At 69.1% G+C, this 16,681-nt stretch carries 21 protein-coding genes; 8 read left to right on the top strand and 13 right to left on the bottom strand.

The window, feature by feature from the left end:
• Window positions 1-11: 11 nt before the first annotated feature.
• Entirely contained in the window at window positions 12-923 is a 912-nt protein-coding gene (locus BLW09_RS15150; protein WP_089914511.1) for an oxidoreductase, read from the top strand.
• Window positions 924-926: 3 nt separating this feature from the next.
• Here BLW09_RS15150 and BLW09_RS15155 read toward each other — a convergent pair whose 3' ends face one another.
• The gene (locus BLW09_RS15155; protein ID WP_089914513.1) at window positions 927-1,613 is read right to left on the bottom strand and encodes a TetR/AcrR family transcriptional regulator; all 687 of its coding nucleotides are present in this window, start codon (window positions 1,611-1,613) and stop codon (window positions 927-929) included.
• A gap of 85 nt (window positions 1,614-1,698) precedes the next feature.
• Here BLW09_RS15155 and BLW09_RS15160 point away from each other — a divergent pair, with 85 nt between their 5' ends.
• Entirely contained in the window at window positions 1,699-2,535 is an 837-nt protein-coding gene (locus BLW09_RS15160) for an SDR family oxidoreductase (RefSeq protein ID WP_089914516.1), read from the top strand.
• Window positions 2,536-2,559: 24 nt separating this feature from the next.
• Here BLW09_RS15160 and BLW09_RS15165 read toward each other — a convergent pair whose 3' ends face one another.
• Window positions 2,560-3,147, bottom strand: coding sequence for an NAD(P)H-dependent oxidoreductase (locus tag BLW09_RS15165; protein ID WP_089914519.1), 588 nt, complete (start codon window positions 3,145-3,147; stop codon window positions 2,560-2,562).
• 79 nt (window positions 3,148-3,226) lie between these two features.
• On the opposite strand from BLW09_RS15165, the gene BLW09_RS15170 reads away from it, so the two are divergent.
• Window positions 3,227-3,745 (top strand): Lrp/AsnC family transcriptional regulator, encoded by a 519-nt coding sequence (locus BLW09_RS15170; protein ID WP_089914522.1) that lies wholly within the window; start codon window positions 3,227-3,229, stop codon window positions 3,743-3,745.
• Here the strand turns inward: BLW09_RS15170 and BLW09_RS15175 are convergent.
• Genes BLW09_RS15175 through BLW09_RS15210 form a run of 8 tightly spaced genes read right to left on the bottom strand, consistent with a single transcriptional unit; the run spans window position 3,727 to window position 10,614 of the window.
• Complete coding sequence (locus BLW09_RS15175; RefSeq protein ID WP_089914525.1) at window positions 3,727-4,206, bottom strand: Lrp/AsnC family transcriptional regulator; 480 nt, start codon at window positions 4,204-4,206, stop codon at window positions 3,727-3,729. The genes BLW09_RS15170 and BLW09_RS15175 overlap by 19 nt on opposite strands.
• Before the next feature lie 46 nt (window positions 4,207-4,252).
• Window positions 4,253-4,984 (bottom strand): 3-keto-5-aminohexanoate cleavage protein, encoded by a 732-nt coding sequence (locus BLW09_RS15180; RefSeq protein ID WP_089914528.1) that lies wholly within the window; start codon window positions 4,982-4,984, stop codon window positions 4,253-4,255.
• A gap of 34 nt (window positions 4,985-5,018) precedes the next feature.
• Window positions 5,019-5,687 (bottom strand): RraA family protein, encoded by a 669-nt coding sequence (locus BLW09_RS15185; protein ID WP_089914531.1) that lies wholly within the window; start codon window positions 5,685-5,687, stop codon window positions 5,019-5,021.
• 44 nt (window positions 5,688-5,731) lie between these two features.
• Entirely contained in the window at window positions 5,732-6,526 is a 795-nt protein-coding gene (locus BLW09_RS15190; RefSeq protein ID WP_089914535.1) for a carbon-nitrogen hydrolase family protein, read from the bottom strand.
• A gap of 32 nt (window positions 6,527-6,558) precedes the next feature.
• Complete coding sequence (locus tag BLW09_RS15195; RefSeq protein WP_089914538.1) at window positions 6,559-7,695, bottom strand: ABC transporter ATP-binding protein; 1,137 nt, start codon at window positions 7,693-7,695, stop codon at window positions 6,559-6,561.
• A 33-nt stretch (window positions 7,696-7,728) separates the two neighbouring features.
• Complete coding sequence (locus BLW09_RS15200; protein WP_089914541.1) at window positions 7,729-8,796, bottom strand: ABC transporter substrate-binding protein; 1,068 nt, start codon at window positions 8,794-8,796, stop codon at window positions 7,729-7,731.
• A 40-nt stretch (window positions 8,797-8,836) separates the two neighbouring features.
• Window positions 8,837-9,673, bottom strand: a complete 837-nt coding sequence (locus BLW09_RS15205; protein ID WP_089914544.1) for an ABC transporter permease — start codon at window positions 9,671-9,673, stop codon at window positions 8,837-8,839.
• A complete protein-coding gene (locus BLW09_RS15210) occupies window positions 9,673-10,614 on the bottom strand; it encodes an ABC transporter permease (protein ID WP_231946893.1) in 942 nt (313 codons plus the stop codon). The genes BLW09_RS15205 and BLW09_RS15210 overlap by 1 nt, the downstream gene beginning before the upstream one ends.
• A 180-nt stretch (window positions 10,615-10,794) precedes the next feature.
• Here BLW09_RS15210 and BLW09_RS15215 point away from each other — a divergent pair, with 180 nt between their 5' ends.
• The 3 genes from BLW09_RS15215 (at window position 10,795) to BLW09_RS15225 (ending at window position 12,875) form a co-directional block, all read left to right on the top strand.
• Entirely contained in the window at window positions 10,795-11,031 is a 237-nt protein-coding gene (locus BLW09_RS15215) for a hypothetical protein (protein WP_157696952.1), read from the top strand.
• A 4-nt stretch (window positions 11,032-11,035) separates the two neighbouring features.
• On the top strand, window positions 11,036-11,227 hold the full coding sequence (locus BLW09_RS15220; RefSeq protein WP_089914550.1) for a hypothetical protein: 192 nt from the start codon (window positions 11,036-11,038) through the stop codon (window positions 11,225-11,227).
• 793 nt (window positions 11,228-12,020) lie between these two features.
• The gene (locus tag BLW09_RS15225; RefSeq protein ID WP_157696953.1) at window positions 12,021-12,875 is read left to right on the top strand and encodes a serine/threonine-protein kinase; all 855 of its coding nucleotides are present in this window, start codon (window positions 12,021-12,023) and stop codon (window positions 12,873-12,875) included.
• Between the two features lie 22 nt (window positions 12,876-12,897).
• Here the strand turns inward: BLW09_RS15225 and BLW09_RS15230 are convergent, their stop codons facing one another.
• Complete coding sequence (locus BLW09_RS15230; RefSeq protein WP_197682024.1) at window positions 12,898-13,338, bottom strand: helix-turn-helix domain-containing protein; 441 nt, start codon at window positions 13,336-13,338, stop codon at window positions 12,898-12,900.
• Between the two features lie 61 nt (window positions 13,339-13,399).
• Complete coding sequence (locus BLW09_RS15235; RefSeq protein WP_197682025.1) at window positions 13,400-13,879, bottom strand: SDR family NAD(P)-dependent oxidoreductase; 480 nt, start codon at window positions 13,877-13,879, stop codon at window positions 13,400-13,402.
• A 56-nt stretch (window positions 13,880-13,935) separates the two neighbouring features.
• Here BLW09_RS15235 and BLW09_RS15240 point away from each other — a divergent pair, with 56 nt between their 5' ends.
• Together BLW09_RS15240 and BLW09_RS15245 are read left to right on the top strand one after the other, a co-directional pair.
• Window positions 13,936-15,189, top strand: a complete 1,254-nt coding sequence (locus BLW09_RS15240; protein ID WP_089914558.1) for an MFS transporter — start codon at window positions 13,936-13,938, stop codon at window positions 15,187-15,189.
• Window positions 15,189-16,205, top strand: coding sequence for a DUF2804 domain-containing protein (locus BLW09_RS15245; RefSeq protein ID WP_089914561.1), 1,017 nt, complete (start codon window positions 15,189-15,191; stop codon window positions 16,203-16,205). Before BLW09_RS15240 ends, BLW09_RS15245 begins: the two co-directional genes overlap by 1 nt.
• A gap of 61 nt (window positions 16,206-16,266) precedes the next feature.
• Here the strand turns inward: BLW09_RS15245 and BLW09_RS15250 are convergent, their stop codons facing one another.
• Window positions 16,267-16,587, bottom strand: a complete 321-nt coding sequence (locus BLW09_RS15250; RefSeq protein WP_089914564.1) for a hypothetical protein — start codon at window positions 16,585-16,587, stop codon at window positions 16,267-16,269.
• Between the last annotated feature and the right edge of the window lie 94 nt (window positions 16,588-16,681).

The following is a 16,681-nucleotide window of genomic DNA, read 5'->3' on the forward strand; positions in this document are numbered from 1 at the left end:
GAGTGGGCTGCATGCAGGCAGTCGACGGGCCATCGTCATTCACCGGGTCGGTCGCCGTCATCGGCCCCGGCGCGATCGGGACGACGATCGCGGCGGCGCTGCACGAGGCGGGTAGGACGCCGCGACTCTACGGACGCACCGCTCGCGAGCAGCTGACTCTGCACCGCGAGGGTCAGGACATCGTGGTGCCAGGACCGGTCATCACCGACGCATCGCAGGTCGGACAACCCGCCGACCTCGTCTTCCTGGCCACCAAGACCACCCAGCTCGCGGCGGCAGCGTCGTGGCTGGATGTCGTGGCCGGCCCGCGCACGGTCGTCTGCGTCCTGCAGAACGGCATCGAGCAGCAGGCGTCTCTCGCGGGTCGCATCCACGAGAGCCGTGTCGTCCCCGCCGTGGTGTGGTTCCCCGCCGAGACGCAGCCCGACGGCACGGTGCTGCTGCGCGGCGAGGCGCGCCTCACTCTGCCTGGCTCTCCGGCGGCGACGACCGTCGTCCAGGCCCTGCGCGAGACATGGTGCGGAGTCGAGACCTCCCGTGACTTCACGTCCGTCGCGTGGCGCAAGCTGCTCCAGAATGCGGTCGCGGGGCTCATGGTCCTGACCGGGCGGCGTGCCGGGATGTACCGGCGAGAAGACATCGCCTCGCTCGCGCTCAGCTATCTGCGGGAGTGCCTTTCGGTCGCCCGGGCCGACGGCGCGGAGCTGGACGACCGCGTCCCGCTCGAGATCCTCACGCGCCTGCAGGCGTTCCCCGTCGATATGGGGACATCCATCCTCGCCGACCGTGAGGCCGGCCGCCCCTTGGAGTGGGACACGCGCAACGGGGTCGTGCAGCGTCTCGGCCGGCGTCACGGCATTCCGACCCCGATCAGCGACGTGATCGTGCCGCTGCTCGCCGCAGCCGGCGACGGCTCCGACTGACCGTCAGACAGTGCGGCGCTGCGCGCTGAGGCCGGAGAGGATCACGTCGATCGCGAAGTCGCGGCGGCGGCGCTCGTCGGCGCCGGTGAGCGCGGGGGCGAGCCGGCGGACGGTGGGGAACCGTTCGGGGTCGGCGGTCGCGTAGGCGGAGAGGACGTCCTGCTCCCGGACGCCCGAACCCTCTGTGCCCTGGTGGCGCACGGTTCGCTCGACGGCCGTGGCCGCGGCGAACTGGGCGATCAGGTCGACGGCGAGCGCCGCATCCGCATCGGCGATGCCGCCGGCCCTCATGAGCGCGAGCTCGTGCTCGGCCAGCCGCATCGCACCCGGGAGGGTCGGGATGGTGCCGAGCGCGACGGCGCCGATCCCGGGGTAGGACTCCAGCGCGTCGATCGTGTTCACGATCGTGGCCGCCAAGGCCGCCCGCCAGTCCCCGTCGACGGACCCGACGAGCTCGATGGTGCCGTAGACGTCGTCGAGCGCGTGCTCCAGCAGCAGGTCGCGGCCGCCGAAGTAGGCGTAGAGCGAGGCCGGACCGGTGTTCACCGCCGCGGCGACATCGCGGAGCGTCACGGAATCCACCCCGCGCTCCCGGATCAGCGCCAGCGCCGCGTCGAGGATCGAACGCCGCGACAGCGGCGGCTTGGCGGGGCGGTCCCGGCGGGAGACGGGCTCAGCGGGCAGCGACATGGTCCCACTATAGGGAGTTGACACGGCCCGCGTTCTTGACGAACATTGTTCGCGAACAGTGTTCGTCACGAAGGAATGAGGACTCATGTCGGTGTTGGTGGTGGGCGCCAGTGGCGCCGTGGGCGGTCTGGTCGTCGCCGGCTTGCTGGAACGCGGAGAGCGCGTGCGCGCGACGAGTCGCGACCCGCGGAAGCTCAGCCTTCCGGACGAGGTCGACGTGCTGCGCGCCGACCTGAACGATCCGGCCTCCTTCGCGCCCGCCGCGGAGGGTGTGGACCGGGTGTTCCTGTACGCGGACCTCGACGACCCGGACCCGCTGATCGCCCGGCTGGTCCGCTCCGGAGTGAAGCACGTCGTGCTGCTCTCCTCCGCCTCCGTGACGTACCCCGGCGCCGAGTCGGACTTCAACGGATCCCGGTTCCTGCGCATCGAGCGAGCCGTCGAAGCGTCGGGACTCGACCACACCTTCCTGCGCCCCGGCGGCTTCGCCAGCAATGCCGCCCGCTGGAGCTGGAGCGTGAAGGGGCGGAGCGCCGTGCCGCTGCCGTATCCGGATGCCGTGCAGGTGCCCATCCACGAGGCCGACATCGCCGACGTGGCGGTGGTCGCGCTGACCGGGGACGCGCTGCTGAACGCGAAGCCCGTCCTCACCGGCCCGGAGCGGCTCACCCTCCGCGAGCAGGTGTCGACGATCGGCTCCGTGATCGGTCGTCCGGTGTCCGTCATCGAACAGACCGAAGCGGAATCGGCCGCGATGCTGTCGCAGTTCGTGCCGGAGCTCTGGGTTGGTCAGATCATCACGGACTGGCGGGAAGCCGTCGACACCACCCCGGAGGTGTCGGACGAGTACACCCGGATCACCGGGCGACCGTCCCGCACGTTCCGCACCTGGGTCACCGACAACGCCGACCTGTTCCGCTGAGGTCCGGAGCGACGGCGTCGCGCCTTACGGACGGATGCTCTGCCGGACGGCGCCGACGGCCTGGCGAACGGCCCGCTCACGCGACTGCGCATCGTCCTGCTCGGAGTCGTACACGAAGGCGGTCGTCCCCCGCCGGCCGCCGCAGTAGTCGATGAACCCGTGCTCGATCTGCGTCCGCAGCGCCTGCTCGTATCCGTGACGCTCGTATACTCCGGCATCGTCGCCCGCGATCGGAATCAGGTGGATGGTCAGCCGGTCGAGGTTGCGACGGATGCCGTGCTCCGGGTCGATGGAGAACGCCCATCCGTTGACGAACACGCGGTCGATCCAGCCCTTCAGCAGAGCGGGCATGGACCACCAGTAGACGGGGAACACCAGCACGAGGTGGGTCGCATCGTCCAGCCGCCTGTGCTCGGCGGCGACGTCGGACGGGAAGTCGACGCCGGTCAGGTACGTGTGGCGATCGGCGCGGGTGAAGCGGGGATCGAATCCCTCGGCGGCCAGGTCGACGACCTCCACCGGGGACGGCTGCAACGCGTCCGCCAGCCGGTGAGCGACGACGCTCGTCAGGGCGTCAGGGTCGGGGTGGGCCGTCACGACGAGAGTCTTCACACTCCATCATCCCCCGGACCGCACTCGGCCGCCCCCTGCGCGTGCGGCTAGGCTGGCCTCGACGAATGACGGAGACCCGATGGACATCGACGCGATCGACCGCAAGATCATCGATCAGCTGCGCATCGACGGACGCCGCTCCTTCGCGGTGATCGGGCGCAACGTCGGCCTGTCCGAGCCCAGCGTCCGCGCCCGGTACCGGCGGTTGTCGAAGGCCGGCATCGTCCAGGTGGTCGGGATGTCGGACGCCCCGAAGCTCGGCGAGATCGAGGTGCACGTCGCGATCCGGGTGCGCGGCGTCGCGGTGGCCGCGGTCGCCAAGCAGCTGACGGCGATTCCCGAGATCAAGTTCATCGCGAGCTCCGTCGGCGCGTACGACCTCGTCGTCGACATGCGCTGCGACGACGTCGTTCACCTGTCCGCGATGCTCAACGACCGCATCCGGCGCGTGAACGGGGTCCACCACGTCGAGACGATGACCGTGCTCGAGGTGACGAAGGACAGCTATCTGTGGGCCGGCTTCCGCGAGGACCCGGTGCCGGCGGGCGACGCGATCATCAAACGCCGGACCAAGCCGCCTCAGCTGCCGAAGCTCTGACCGGCGGCCTGCCCCGACTTCTCGCGCAGGCCCACCCAGGAGTAGTCCTTGTACAACTCCAGCAGCACGAACTCGTCGATGTCGGTGACGCCGGGAAGACGCCGCACGTCGTCCAGCAGGGTCACGAGCTGATCGAGGTCGCGGCAGGTCGCCTCCACCCAGATGTCACGGGCACCGGTCGCGAGGGCCACGTGATTCACCATCGCCATCTCGGCGAGGCTCTTCGCAACAGCTCGCGGGGAGTGGTCGCGGACACCGATCATCAGACGGATCGACTGATGACCGAGCGTCAGCGGGTTGCACAGGGCGACGATCTTCAGGATGCCGGACTCCTGCAGCCGCGAGACGCGGCCGCGGACGGTCGCCTCGCTCACCTCCAGCTCGCCCGCGAGCTCCGTGAACGGACGGCGGCCGTCGCGCATGAGCAGCTCGATGAGCCTGCGGTCGGTGTCGTCGATCATCCCATCCGACCTTAGGACGCGATCCTGAGAACGCCCGCGGGCACGGTCACGCGATGACCGGCTCCAGCGCGCGGACCGCCGCGATCAGCTCGGCGTTGCCGGTGGCGCGTTCACCGTCCTCGCGGGTCAGGCCGTCCTCGAGGCCGACCCGCGTCTCGCAGCCGTCCTCGATCGCGGCCCGGATGACCGGCCAGACCGTCCCGTCGAAGCCGTGGTACAGGATGGGCGCCGTCACGCCGGCGTCCCGCAGAGCGGCGGCGATCGCACGGCAGAGCGCGACCGCCGCGACGGCGTCCTCCTCCTCCGGCTCGATGAGGATGCGCACGTTGTGGTGCAGCGTGGGCGAGGCGAGCAGCGCGGGTACGTCGGCCATCGACCAGACGGCGCTCTCCAGCACCATCCCGCGGGCCAGGACCAGCTCAGCGGCCTCCGCTGCTCCCTCTTCGCTGAACGCGACGGAGGCGAAGTCCGGCAGGGCGTCCTCCGGCCAGGCCGCGAGCAGGCGCATCCGCTCCTCGTGCCCGGAGCACGTCCACAACCCCGTGGTCGTGCCGATCGCACCCCCGGGCGCTGCCGCACGGAACGCCCGCACCATCGCGCCGACGTGCACCGGGTCGATGGTCTGGCCGCCGTCGGGGGTGCGCGCGTGAGCATGCACCACGTCGGCGCCCGCCGCGAGGGCGGCGGCCGACTCCCGGGCGATCTGATCCGCGGTCAGCGGGACTGCGGGGAACTCGTCGCGAGTACGCCCACCGTTGATGGCGGCTTTGAGGAGCATGGGGTCCTTCCGGATGGAGCGGGTGTGAGGTGGGTCAGGAGACGAAGGAGGCGACGGTCGCGCTCGCGCCCGTGAGGTCGCCGAGACGGCCGCCGTCGCGGAGCGCCTCCACGAGCTCGGGCTCCTCCGCGTCGTCCTCCAGGGCGACATCGATGAGGGCGTCGAGCGCGGCAGGCGACGCGAACAGCACGCCGTTGGCGTCGGCCAGCACGATGTCGCCCGGATGGACGACGACGCCGCCGCAGACGACGGGGATGTTGAGCCCGCCGGCGTCGATCTCGTGCAGCTTCGTGGTCAGCATGCTCAGACCGCGCGCGTAGACCGGAAGGCCGAGCGCTGCGATCTCCTCGATGTCGGTGGCGGTGCCGTCCACGACGGCGCCGGCAGCACCGCGGAACGCGAGGGCGCTCGCGACGACCTCCCCCAGCGGCGCGTGCCGCACATCCCCTCCGGTGTCGACGACGATCACGTCGCCCGCCTCGACCAGCCCGGCGGCGTGGTGCAGCATCGTGGAATCGGTGGCCGTCGTGCGAACGGTCACGGCGGGTCCGATGACCCGGGCGGTGCCCGCCAGGCGGCGGATCCCCGGGTCGGCGAACCCCTCCTCCAAGTAGTGGCCGAGAGTCGGGAAGGAGACGCGGGAGAGCTTCTCGACGAGGGCGGCGTCGAGGGCGGGCGGGGTCGGTCCGAGTCGGATGGGCATGGCGGTACCTCGGTTCGTGATCGTGCGGTCGGTGGGCGTGGGGATCAGAGGCTGATGGAGGTGTTCAGCCGGCGGTTCTCGAGCACCGGGAGCACGATGCGCACCTCGTCGGTGCGGCGCTGAGAGACGGTGCCGGCCGCGAGGCCGTAGGTCTCGCCGCCCAGCGCGACGCGCACCACGCCGAACGGGTCGACGACCATGCTCATCCCGATGCAGTCGGGCGACGCGGAGCCGGCGGCGACCAGCCACGCGGTCGACTCGATGGCGCGAGCGCGCAGCAGCGTGCGCCAGTGGTCCTCCTTCATCGGACCGGTCACCCAGGCGGCCGAAACCGAGAGCAGGTCGGCGCCCTGGTCGATGAGGTTGCGGGTGAGCTCGGGGAAGCGCAGGTCGTAGCAGTTGATCAGGCCGACGTTCGCGCCGGCCAGCTCCACGACGACCGGGTTCCCGTCACCCGGCGTGACGTAGTCCGACTCCCGGTAGGCGAAGGCGTCGTACAGGTGCAGTTTCCGGTAGCGGGCGCGCTCGACGCCGCGCTCGTCGATCGCGACGATGGTGTTGTACGGCCGATCGCCATCGGTCCCCTCGTAGCCGGCGGCGATGATCGCCATGCCGTTCCGCTTGGCGAGGCCGGAGACGAACTCCACGAAGCCGGGCCACTCGGCCCGCGCGAGCTCACCGAGCGGCACGTCGACGCCGTCGGCGAGGAGCATCGCCTCCTCCGGGAGCACGAGCAGCTCGACGTTCTCGGCCGCGGCCTCCTCGACCAGGGTCTCGATCGTCCGCCGATTCGCGGCGAGGTCGGTGGTGGGCGCGAGCTGACCGGCTGCGACCTTCATGGTGTTCTCCTCGATGTTCCGGGATGAGTGGTTCAGGCGACCAGGATGTGCGCGTCGTCCGGACGCCAGGACACGGTGACCGGGTCGCCGGGCAGCAGCCGCGTGAGCTCGTCGTCGGCACGCCCGCTCGGCCGCGTGATGACCAGCTCGGCGCCCTGCTCGGCGCGCACGATGTACCGCCACTCGTCGCCGAGGAAGACGGCGTCGAGGAGGGTGGCGGCGAATCCGTCCGCGGCGTCGCCGGCGGACAGCGTCACGCGCTCCGGACGGACGGCCACCGTGACCGCCTCCCCCGGCCCGGCGGCGCCGGGGACCGCAGCGAGCCTCCCGACTCCCGCGACATCGACGGTCGCCCCCGCCGGGGTGCCGTGATAGACGGCGTCGAACAGGTTGCACGTGCCGATGAAGCCGGCGACGAACCGGTTGGCGGGGTGATCGTAGATGGCGCGCGGCCCGTCCACCTGCTGCACCCGGCCCTCCGACATCACGGCGATCCGGTCGGACATCGTGAGCGCCTCCTCCTGGTCGTGCGTCACGTACACGAATGTGATGCCGACCTCGCGCTGCATGCGCTTGAGCTCCACCTGCATCTCCTTGCGGAGCTGCTGGTCGAGCGCGCCGAGCGGCTCGTCGAGCAGCACGACCGCCGGACGGGAGACGATGGCGCGGGCGAGCGCGACACGCTGCCGCTGACCCCCGGAGAGCTCGTTGGGCTTGCGGTGCGCGAAGCGCTCCATGCGCACGAGAGCGAGAGCGGCATCCACCGCGGCGTCCCGGTCGGGGAACCGCTTCCTGCCGCGCACCTTCAGCTCGAAGCCGATGTTGTCGCGGACGGAGAGGTGGGGGAACAGCGCGTAGCTCTGGAACAGCATGTTGAGGTCGCGCTTGCGGGTGGGGAGGGACTCCACCGACTCGCCCGCCAGCTCGATCGATCCGCCCGTCGGCGTCTCGAATCCGGCGATCATCCGCATCAGCGTCGTCTTGCCGCATCCCGACGGACCGAGGATCGAGAAGAACTCGTTGTCCCCGATGGTCAGGTCGACGGGCTGGACGACGGTGGTGCTGCCGAACGTCTTGGTGACGCCGGTGAGGCGGATGGCCGGGGGCTTCGTCCCCGAGGTCCCCCCGGAGGTCGGCGTCAGGGCCGTCGAGCTGGCGAGCGTGGTCATGATGGTGTCTTCCTCAGCGTCGGATCGGAGCCCTCAGGAGGCCTTGACCTTCGTCCAGCCCTGCTGGAAGTAGGTGAGAGCCTTGCCAGGGTCGACGATGAACTCGCTCTTCTCGAGCTGAGCGTCGGTCGGGTACACCGCCACGTTGTCGAGCAGCGACTTGTCGGTGATGTTCGCCTTGGCCGCCTCGTTCGGCGTGGCGCTGCCACCGTCGTTGGTCAGCATGGCCGCGATCTCCGGCTTCAGGGTGAAGTTCAGCCACTTGTAGGCGGCGTCGCGGTGCGGCGCATCCTTGGCGACCGAGAAGCCGTCGACCCAGAGCGTCCCACCCTCCTTGGGGATGACGAACTTGACGTTCGGGTTCGCGGCGGTCACCTTGGCGATGGCGCTTCCGCCGTACGCCTCCGCGACGCAGGCATCGCCCGAGGCCAGCAGGTCGGCGTAGTTGGAGGAGTTGTATCCGGCGAGCAGGGGCTTCTGGTCGAGCAGAGCCTGCGTGCCCTTCTCGATGTCCTTCTCGCTGGTGGTCGTCGCCTTCAGGCCCTTGTACTGGAGGGCCGGGATGTAGGCGCTCAGCATGTTGTCGAGCATGTAGATCTTGCCCTTGTAGGCCGGATCCCACAGCGCGTCCCAGCTGTCGATCTCCTTGCCGGTGCATGTCGAGTTGTAGGCGAGGCCGGTGGTGCCCCAGACCCACGGGACCGAGTACTCGTTGCCCTTGTCGTAGCTCGGGTCGGCGAACTTCTTGCCGAGGTTGTCGAGTCCCTCGATCTTGGAGTGGTCCAGCTTCTCGATGAGCTCCTGGCCGACCAGCTGCTGGACGGCGTACTGGCTCGGCTCGACGATGTCGTATCCGGAGCCGCCGGCGGCGAGCTTGGAGATCATCGTCTCGTTGGCGTCGAAGGTGTCGATGGTGACCTTGATCCCGGTCTCCTTCTCGAACGCCGAGATCACGGTCTTCGGGATCTCGTCGGCCCAGGCGTAGACGTTGAGCTGGGTGGAGGCGGCGGAGGACGACGAGCCGCCGGAGCCGCTCGAGCACGCGGTGAGTCCGAGGGCGGCGATCGCGGCGGTCGCGATCAGGGCTGTGGTGCGTTTCATGGGTCTTCTCCCGTTCGGAGGGGGCGGGGTGGGGTGGGGGCTAGCGGTTGGTGGGGATGGAGGTGGTGCTGGTGTCGGGCGGTGCGGCAGCGGCGGCGCCGGATGGGCTCGCCAGGATCCGTCGCATCTGTTGGATGCCCACGGAGAGGACGACGACGAAGGTGAGGACGATCAGCAGCGTCCCGAGCGCGTTCAGCTCCGGGGTGAGTCCGGACTTGAGCAGCGAGTACACGCGCAGCGGCATCGTGGTGGAACCGACGCCGGAGACGAAAGTGGAGATCACGATGTTGCCGAGCGAGACGGTGAAGGCGAGCAGCCACGAGGCGAGGATCGACGACCGCATGAGCGGGAACAGCACGCGGGTGAAGGTGCGCCACGGGGTGCAGCCGAGGTCGGCGGCGGCCTCGATCAGGCTCGGGTCGAGGGTGCGGAACGCGCCGATCAGGATGAGCGTGGTGAGCGGCAGCGTGATGATCATGTGCCCGAGCACGAGGGTGAGGATGCCGAGCGGGATGTGCGCGAAGCTGAAGACGCTGAGCAGCGCGACGCCGAGGACGATCTCGGGCACGATCAGCGGAAGGGCGATCGCGCCGAGCACCGCCGCGGAGCCCCGGAAAGGGAACCGCACCATCCCGATCGCGGCGAGCAGGCCGATCACGGTCGCCACCGAGGCGGCGAGGACGCCGACGATCACGCTGACGAGCAGAGTCTGCAGCAGTGCGGTGTCGCCGAACAGCTGGCCGTACCACTCGAGGGTGAACCCCTTCCACTGGTATCCGCCCTCGGCCGAATTGAACGAGTAGACGATGACGGCGACGATCGGGATGTAGAGGAAGACCAGCACGATCCGTGCGATCCAGGACGTGACGCGATCCATCAGGCGACCCTCTTCCGTCCGCGGCGGGCGATGAGGCCGGCGACCGCCATGGCGACCAGCATCAGCACGAGCAGCACCATCGAGACGGCGGCGCCCATCGGCTGGTTGCGGAACTCGGTGTACAGAGTGACGATCAGGTTCCCGACGAGCTGGTCCTTGCCGCCGCCCAGCAAGACGGGGATGACGAAGACGCCGAGCGTCGGGACGAAGGTGAGCATCGCCGCCGCGACGATCCCCGTCGAGCTGAGCGGGATCAGCACGCGGAAGTGGGTCTGCCACCAGCCGCAGCCGAGGTCGGCGGCGGCCTCCTTCACGCTCGGATCGATGGCACGCATGCTGGCGTAGATCGGGAAGATCGCGGTCGGGAGGAAGGCGTACAGCAGCCCCATCACCACGGCACCCTGGCTGGGGATCAGGGACAGGCTGCCGGTGTCGACCCCCAGCGCGCCGAGCACGCCGTAGACGGGGCCGCCGCGGCCGAGGACCGAGATCCAGGCGAAGGTGCGGACCAGGAAGTCGGTCCAGAAGGGGACGATGATGAGCAGGAGCAGCAACGACTGGCGCTGGGGCGGCCGCGACACGATGTAGTACGAGACGATGTAGCCGACCACCAGGCAGACGACGGTGTTGATCAGCGCCATGACGAGGCTGTAGCCGAGCACCTTGCCGTAGGCCGGGTCGAACAGCTGCGCATAGTTGTCGAAAGTGAAACCGCCGGTGATGCCGCCGTAGACGTTGCTCTCGGCGAACGAATTGCGGGCGACGAGGACGATCGGGACGATCGCGAGCCCCAGCACCGCGACGATCGCCGGGGCCATGAGCAACAGGCCGATGCGCGTGCGCCGCCTGTCGCGCGGGGCGCGGCCCCGGCCCGCCTGCTCGTCGCCCCGCGCCGCCGGAGCGGTGTCCGGCTCGGCGCGAACGATGGTCTCGGTCGTCACGTCGCTGCCTCCTCTGCTTCCCGGTGGGGTTGATCCATTGTTGGGCGAGTGTTCACCGGCGGGATACGGGAGCGGCCTGCGAAACGCGTGGCGGTCAGGTTACATGCTTGCGCATATCGCACCGCGACCCCTCGGTAGCGTGGGCACATGCGAAGGCGGATCGTGGTGTTGGCTCTTCTTGTGGCAGCCGTTGTTCTGATCCTGATGGGAGCAGCGACAGCGCTGCTCTCCCCGGTCGAGTTCGGCTGGACCGCATATGCGCCACTGTCCGGTGAGTCGTTCTCGTTCAGCGGGATGTACCCGCTCACGGCAGCGCGGGCCGCCGGCATGGGAACGGCAGTAGCCGGTCTGCTGGTGATCGCCGGCGTCGCCGGGTGGACCCTCGGTCGCAGGTCGACGCGCCGGGGAGCACGGTAGTCCCGTGCTGGCCTCGCTGGACCAGCTGTTCCTCGCGTCGTGCGCGAGCCCCCCGCCGAACGGGCAGACATGCGACGACACGATGCGCAGCACCGGCCCCCTGCCGGACGGGGTGCTGCTCGTCGTCGGTGTGGGTGTCGCGATTATCGTTGCGGCGCTCGTGTGGAGGTACGCGAAACGACCGCGGCCAAAGTGAGCGCTCCTGCTCAGCTGCGCGAAACGTGCGCCACTCAGGGAACGGCTTGCGCATTACCGACGTGGGCATCGGCTGCATGATTGGACTGTGACCCGAGGCACCTTCGAACCAGACGAGAGGTGGGGTTTCGCCTCAGACAGGGATACTGAGACTCCGGGCTGGATCGCGGTGGGCATTTCCACTGGCGAGCCGATCGACCTATCCGGTGTTGACCCATGGGCGAATGCCACCGCGGACTGGATCGCGACGCACAAGTGGATCGTCGCGTCTCATCCCGCATACCCAGGCCAGCGGACGCGAGCGGATGTCTATACGATTCGTGATTCAGACGGACACAGTGTGACGTTTGCCGCCGCCGAGTTGTCGAACGGCGTGTGGGGCTTCTACGTCCCGACGCCGAGCCCGGGGGCCCGCTTGTGAGCACTGCGAGTCTCCACCATCGCGCGCGATCTCACCGCGCAACGCGACACCTCGGGGCGCGGTGCGGCGACGACGAGACGATCTCCGAGCCGGCGACACACTGATTGTCGCGAAGTTCGACCGGCTCGCTCAGCCCCTATCCGACGCGCGTGACATCGAGGAATCGCCGAGGTGTTCGGTGCCGCACCTTCCATCGTGTACCGCCCATCCAACAACGCGCGGAAGGAGCAACCGCGACAGCGCCGGCTGCCTCGAACCGTTCACACGAGGGCGCAGAAGCGAGACCCCGCTCCTGGCGGTTCCGCACATACCCCACGCCTGCGTCGCCGTCCACCCGGCGGCGGAGACGGCCGGGATGCCGGAAGATGTCGAGGTGAACACACCCGAGACCCCGGTCCCCCTTCTTCTCGGAAGGTATCGGCCGGAGCGGCTGCTCGCGCGCGGCGGCTCCTCGATGGTCTTCCGCGCCCGGGATGAGAACCTGCGACGCGACGTCGCGATCAAGCTGTTCTCGTCGGGAAGCGACGACGACGTCGCGCGATTCCGGACCGAGGTGGGCGTGCTCGCCGGCCTCCGCCACCACGGTGTCGTGTCCATCCTCGACGCGGGCGTCGACGACTCCTCACCCGCAGACCCGCGCCCGTTCCTGGTCATCGAGCTGGTCGACGGAGACACCCTCCGCGCGGTGCTGAATGCCGGTCCGCTGACGACCAGGCAGATCGGCGAGGTCGCGTTCGAGGTCGCCGAGACACTCGAATACGTTCACGCCCGTGGCGTCATCCATCGCGATGTGACTCCGTCGAACATCATGGTCGTCGACTACGGCACGCGTTTCTCGCGTCCGCGCGCGAGGCTGACGGACTTCGGCATCGCCATCCACGCGACGCGTCCTCAAGAGATCGAGGAGGAGACGTTCGGGACGGCCGCCTACCTGAGCCCCGAGCAGGTGCGCAGCGAGACGCTGACGCCGGCATCGGACATCTACTCCCTCGGCCTCGTCCTGCTGGAGTGCTTCACGAGGACCGTCGCGTTCCCCGGAACGCCCGTGCAATCGGCCCTCGCACGTCTGGACCGCGACCCGGAGACGCCCGACGACATCCCCGACCGCTGGCGCGAGCTCATCCTGGCGATGACGCACGCCGATGCGTCGCGGAGGCCGACCGCGGCGGACGTCGCCACAGCTGCGCGGGGCGCCCTTCGCGCGGACCGGGAACGCGATTCCGCGTGAGCGATGCTTCCGGATCGGCAGATCAACCCGGTCGACCCGACGGCCCGGTGACCGTCCCGACCGCCGCCCTCTGCCACGCACCGGGTCTCTCCCCCGTCGCCTGCCGGAAGAACACGGAGAAGTTCGAGGCGTCCGTTAACCCCAGGGCTGCAGCGCACGCGGCCGAGGTCAGCCCGTCGTGCGCGAGCAACCGCTTGGCTTCTAGCGCGATCCGCTCCACCAGATAGGCCTTCGCGGTCGCCCCTGTCGCCCGCTTCACCGCCCGCGACAGGGTGCGCGGGGCGTACCCCAGGGCACACGCATAGTGCTCGGCGTCGTGACGCTCGCGGAAGTCCGTCTCGACTCGCTCCCGGAACGCCAGGAACAATCGGTTCTCCCCCTCAGTGCCCGCCTCGCGCGGTCGGAGCCGGGCGAGGAGCGCTGCGATCCGCTCCACTGCCGCCCATCCCGGTTGGGCCGCCACCGGCCCGTTGTCCCAAGACCCCACCACGACCCCCGGCCACTGACCGCGAACGGCTGCGCTGTCACCAGGGCAGGACGCCGTCGCGGTCGGTGACCGTTCCGGTCGGCGTTTGTGCGCCGAGCGTGGCGAGCCGGACGGCGGCATCGGCTCCCTCCTCGACGCTGTGTCCGAGACGGCCCGTGAACTCGGTCGCGGTCTGGCCAGGATCCACCGCGTTGAAGCGCACGTCGGTCGTCCTCTTGGCATACAGCATCGTGAGCATCGTGACGGCCGTCTTCGACGACCCGTACGCGGCGAGGGTGTACTCCGATTCCACACGTTCCGGGTCGTGGATCATCGTGAACGACCCGAGTCCGCTGGTGACGTTGATGACCGACGGTACGGGCGCGTTCCGAAGCACCGGGAGAAAGGCGTTGGTCACGCGGACCACGCCGAACACGTTCGTCTCATAGACGGATCGGAGTTGCTCGACCGTCATCTCCTCGGGAGCTGCCACATCGCCGAGGATGCCTGCGTTGTTGCAGGTCGAACGTCTTTCCACGTTGCAATAGAGATCCGCCGTCCCATAAGCTCCTCCTACTCGAAGAGGAGCTGAACGTGACCCGAACGTCTGAAGAGACCATCTCTGCCGCCGGAGCCACCCGCCAGCGCAGACTGTTCCTCTGGCTGTTCCTCGTGAACACCGTGCTGCTGTCCTGCTATGCCGCGTTCATCGTCATTTTCGTGCCGAACCAGGTGCAGACCCTCGACCCGATGCAGAAGGTCGGCAACCTGGCGATAGTGACCACGTCGGCATCCATCGCCACGATCTTCATCCAGCCGCTCGTCGGCGCATTCTCCGACCGGACGCGCAGCCGCCTCGGCCGCCGTGCGCCGTGGGTGCTGATCGGCGCAGGCGGCGCCGCGGTGTTCATGCTGCTGCTCGCCGGCGCGGCCACGCTGCTGTGGATCACGATCTTCTACGTCATGGTGATGATCCTGCTGAACACGCTCAACGCGCCTATCCCGGCCATCATCACCGACCGCGTCCCAACCCGCAGCCGCGGGGTGGCATCCGCCGTTCTGGCGATGGGAACGCTCGTCGGAATGGGCGCCGGCGTGATCGGTGCAGGCTACTTCGCCGAGATGATCGGCGTCGGCTACGGGGTGTTCGCTGCACTCGTGCTACTTTCCGCGTTCGGCTTCGTGCTGTTCAACCGTGACTTCTCCTCGAAGGACGCCGAGCGCACTCCGTTCTACTGGCGTGCATTCCTCGCCGGATTCTGGGTCAGCCCGCGCAGGTATCCCGACTTCGCCTGGGCGTTCGCCGCACGGTTCCTGATGATCCTGGCGTACCAGGGCGTGCAGAGCTACCTGCTGTACATCCTTCGCGACCACATCCACATGAGCGTCGAGGCGTCCAACTCGTTCGCCGGCATCCTGACCGTCGTCCAGTTGCTGGCGGCGCTGATCAGCACTTATGCGTCGGGCAAGCTGTCAGACCGCCTGCACCGCCGTAAGCCGTTCGTGATCGGCGCGTCGCTCATCATGGGATGCGCCCTCGCCATCCCACTGCTGTGGCCGACGCAGGCGGGGATGATCGCCCTCGCCGCGCTCTTCGGGTTCGGCTATGGGGTGTACCTCAGCGTCGACCTCGCGCTGATGACCGAGGTGCTCCCGGCGGAGGGGATCTCGACCGGACGCGACATGGGCATTCTCAACGTCGCGACGACCCTCCCGCAGGCTCTGACGCCGCTCGTGGCCTGGGCGCTGATCGCCCTGACCGGCGGCTACTCGTCCATCTTCGTCGCCGGTATCGGGTTCGCCCTGCTTGGCGCCGTCGCCGTCGTGCCGATCAGGGGTGCTCGCTGATGACGACCGATGGGACGACAGGGGAACGGGAGCTCACCGAACAGGCAGCGCTCTGCTTGCCGGACGGCCGGCTGAACCGAGCGGCCGTCGGCTGGAGCCGCACGCCGCTGCTCGACACCTCCGGCATCGGCGGACGGCACGGCTGGGGCCGCAATAAGCGGTGGGAGTACTGGGCGGTCACCTCGCCGACGCACCTGCTCGCCGTGACAGTCTCCTCGCTCGACTATTCCGGCGTTCACTCCGTGATGGTCCACGACCGCATGACGGGCGAGACGATCGAACACGGCACTGTCGCACCGCCGTGGACGCGACCGGAGCTGCCCGCATCGCTGGGCGACGGACCGGCTCGCGCCACCGCCTCTGGGCTCCAGATCGAGCTCAGCGAGACGGTGGACGGCACGAGACTGCGCGCGCGCACCGACGAGGTCTCCTTCGACGTGCTCGCGGCGCTGCCTGCCGGTCACGAACGACTGGCCGTTGTTGTGCCGTGGAGCGTCCGCCGTTTCCAATACACGGTCAAGGATGTGGGCCGACCGGCCTCCGGAACCGTGACGGTGCGCGGCACAAGGGTGAAACTGGCGGCCGACGACACCTGGGCCGTGCTCGACCACGGCCGTGGACGCTGGCCGTACCGCATACGCTGGAACTGGGGTGCCGCCTCCGGGACACAGGACGGCAGGGCCGTCGGCATCCAGCTCGGCGGCCGCTGGACTGACGGAACCGGCAGTACCGAGAACGCGACCGTGCTCGACGGCCGGCTGCACAAGATTCACGAGTCGCTGCGCTGGACCTACGACCAGACCGACTGGCTGAGGCCCTGGCACATCCACGGCGGCGGCGTCGACCTAGTGTTCGAGCCGTTCTGGGATCACGCCACTCGCACCGAGCTCGGTGTGGTGGGGAGCCGGGGGCACCAGTGCTTCGGCCACTATTCGGGCACGATCCCGACCGACGACGGCCCGCTCTCGGTGGATGGGCTTCTCGGCTGGGCGGAGGACGTGCGCAACCGGTGGTGACTGCGGACGATCGCTGATCAGACCTCTACCCATCGCCCAGCGATGCGACGGCGCCTCCGCCTCAACGCATGATCGCCGGCGCCCGCATCGGAAAGCTCGTGGGTATCTCGGCGAGCAGACTGTAGACGACACCGTCAGCACATGGATCCCCGCGCAGCCAGGTCCGCCAATGAGATCCATCGCCGTACTCGACGACGATGAGGTCGTGCGGAGCGTCGCCGTCGAGCGTGACTGCTCGCACAGTGCCGGAACCGGCCGGGCCGGTCAGGAGAGCGCGGTAGCGCGCACCAGCGACGCTACCCGTGGCGGCAGCATCGAGATCGCCCGTCGTGATGCGCAGGACGGATGGGACAGCGCTCGGCGCGCTGGTGGGGAGGGACATGAGGACTCCTTCGTCGCAATACTGAACGGACAAGGTGGGGCGGGACGCGGCCATCGGTGGGAGTCGCGCCCCGCCCCTGCTCCGGCGACGCCGT

The organism is Leifsonia sp. 21MFCrub1.1 (genome assembly GCF_900107895.1).
Taxonomy (GTDB): domain Bacteria; phylum Actinomycetota; class Actinomycetes; order Actinomycetales; family Microbacteriaceae; genus Leifsonia; species Leifsonia soli.

Coding starts and splice junctions, on each gene's coding strand:
- BLW09_RS15150 (WP_089914511.1), top strand. CDS start 12: ATGCAGGCAGTCGACGGGCCATCGTCATTCACCGGGTCGGTCGCCGTC.
- BLW09_RS15190 (WP_089914535.1), bottom strand. CDS start 6,526: ATGAAGGTCGCAGCCGGTCAGCTCGCGCCCACCACCGACCTCGCCGCG.
- BLW09_RS15195 (WP_089914538.1), bottom strand. CDS start 7,695: ATGACCACGCTCGCCAGCTCGACGGCCCTGACGCCGACCTCCGGGGGG.
- BLW09_RS15155 (WP_089914513.1), bottom strand. CDS start 1,613: ATGTCGCTGCCCGCTGAGCCCGTCTCCCGCCGGGACCGCCCCGCCAAG.
- BLW09_RS15245 (WP_089914561.1), top strand. CDS start 15,189: ATGACGACCGATGGGACGACAGGGGAACGGGAGCTCACCGAACAGGCA.
- BLW09_RS15200 (WP_089914541.1), bottom strand. CDS start 8,796: ATGAAACGCACCACAGCCCTGATCGCGACCGCCGCGATCGCCGCCCTC.
- BLW09_RS15160 (WP_089914516.1), top strand. CDS start 1,699: ATGTCGGTGTTGGTGGTGGGCGCCAGTGGCGCCGTGGGCGGTCTGGTC.
- BLW09_RS15205 (WP_089914544.1), bottom strand. CDS start 9,673: ATGGATCGCGTCACGTCCTGGATCGCACGGATCGTGCTGGTCTTCCTC.
- BLW09_RS15180 (WP_089914528.1), bottom strand. CDS start 4,984: ATGCTCCTCAAAGCCGCCATCAACGGTGGGCGTACTCGCGACGAGTTC.
- BLW09_RS15250 (WP_089914564.1), bottom strand. CDS start 16,587: ATGTCCCTCCCCACCAGCGCGCCGAGCGCTGTCCCATCCGTCCTGCGC.
- BLW09_RS15185 (WP_089914531.1), bottom strand. CDS start 5,687: ATGCCCATCCGACTCGGACCGACCCCGCCCGCCCTCGACGCCGCCCTC.
- BLW09_RS15175 (WP_089914525.1), bottom strand. CDS start 4,206: ATGATCGACGACACCGACCGCAGGCTCATCGAGCTGCTCATGCGCGAC.
- BLW09_RS15170 (WP_089914522.1), top strand. CDS start 3,227: ATGGACATCGACGCGATCGACCGCAAGATCATCGATCAGCTGCGCATC.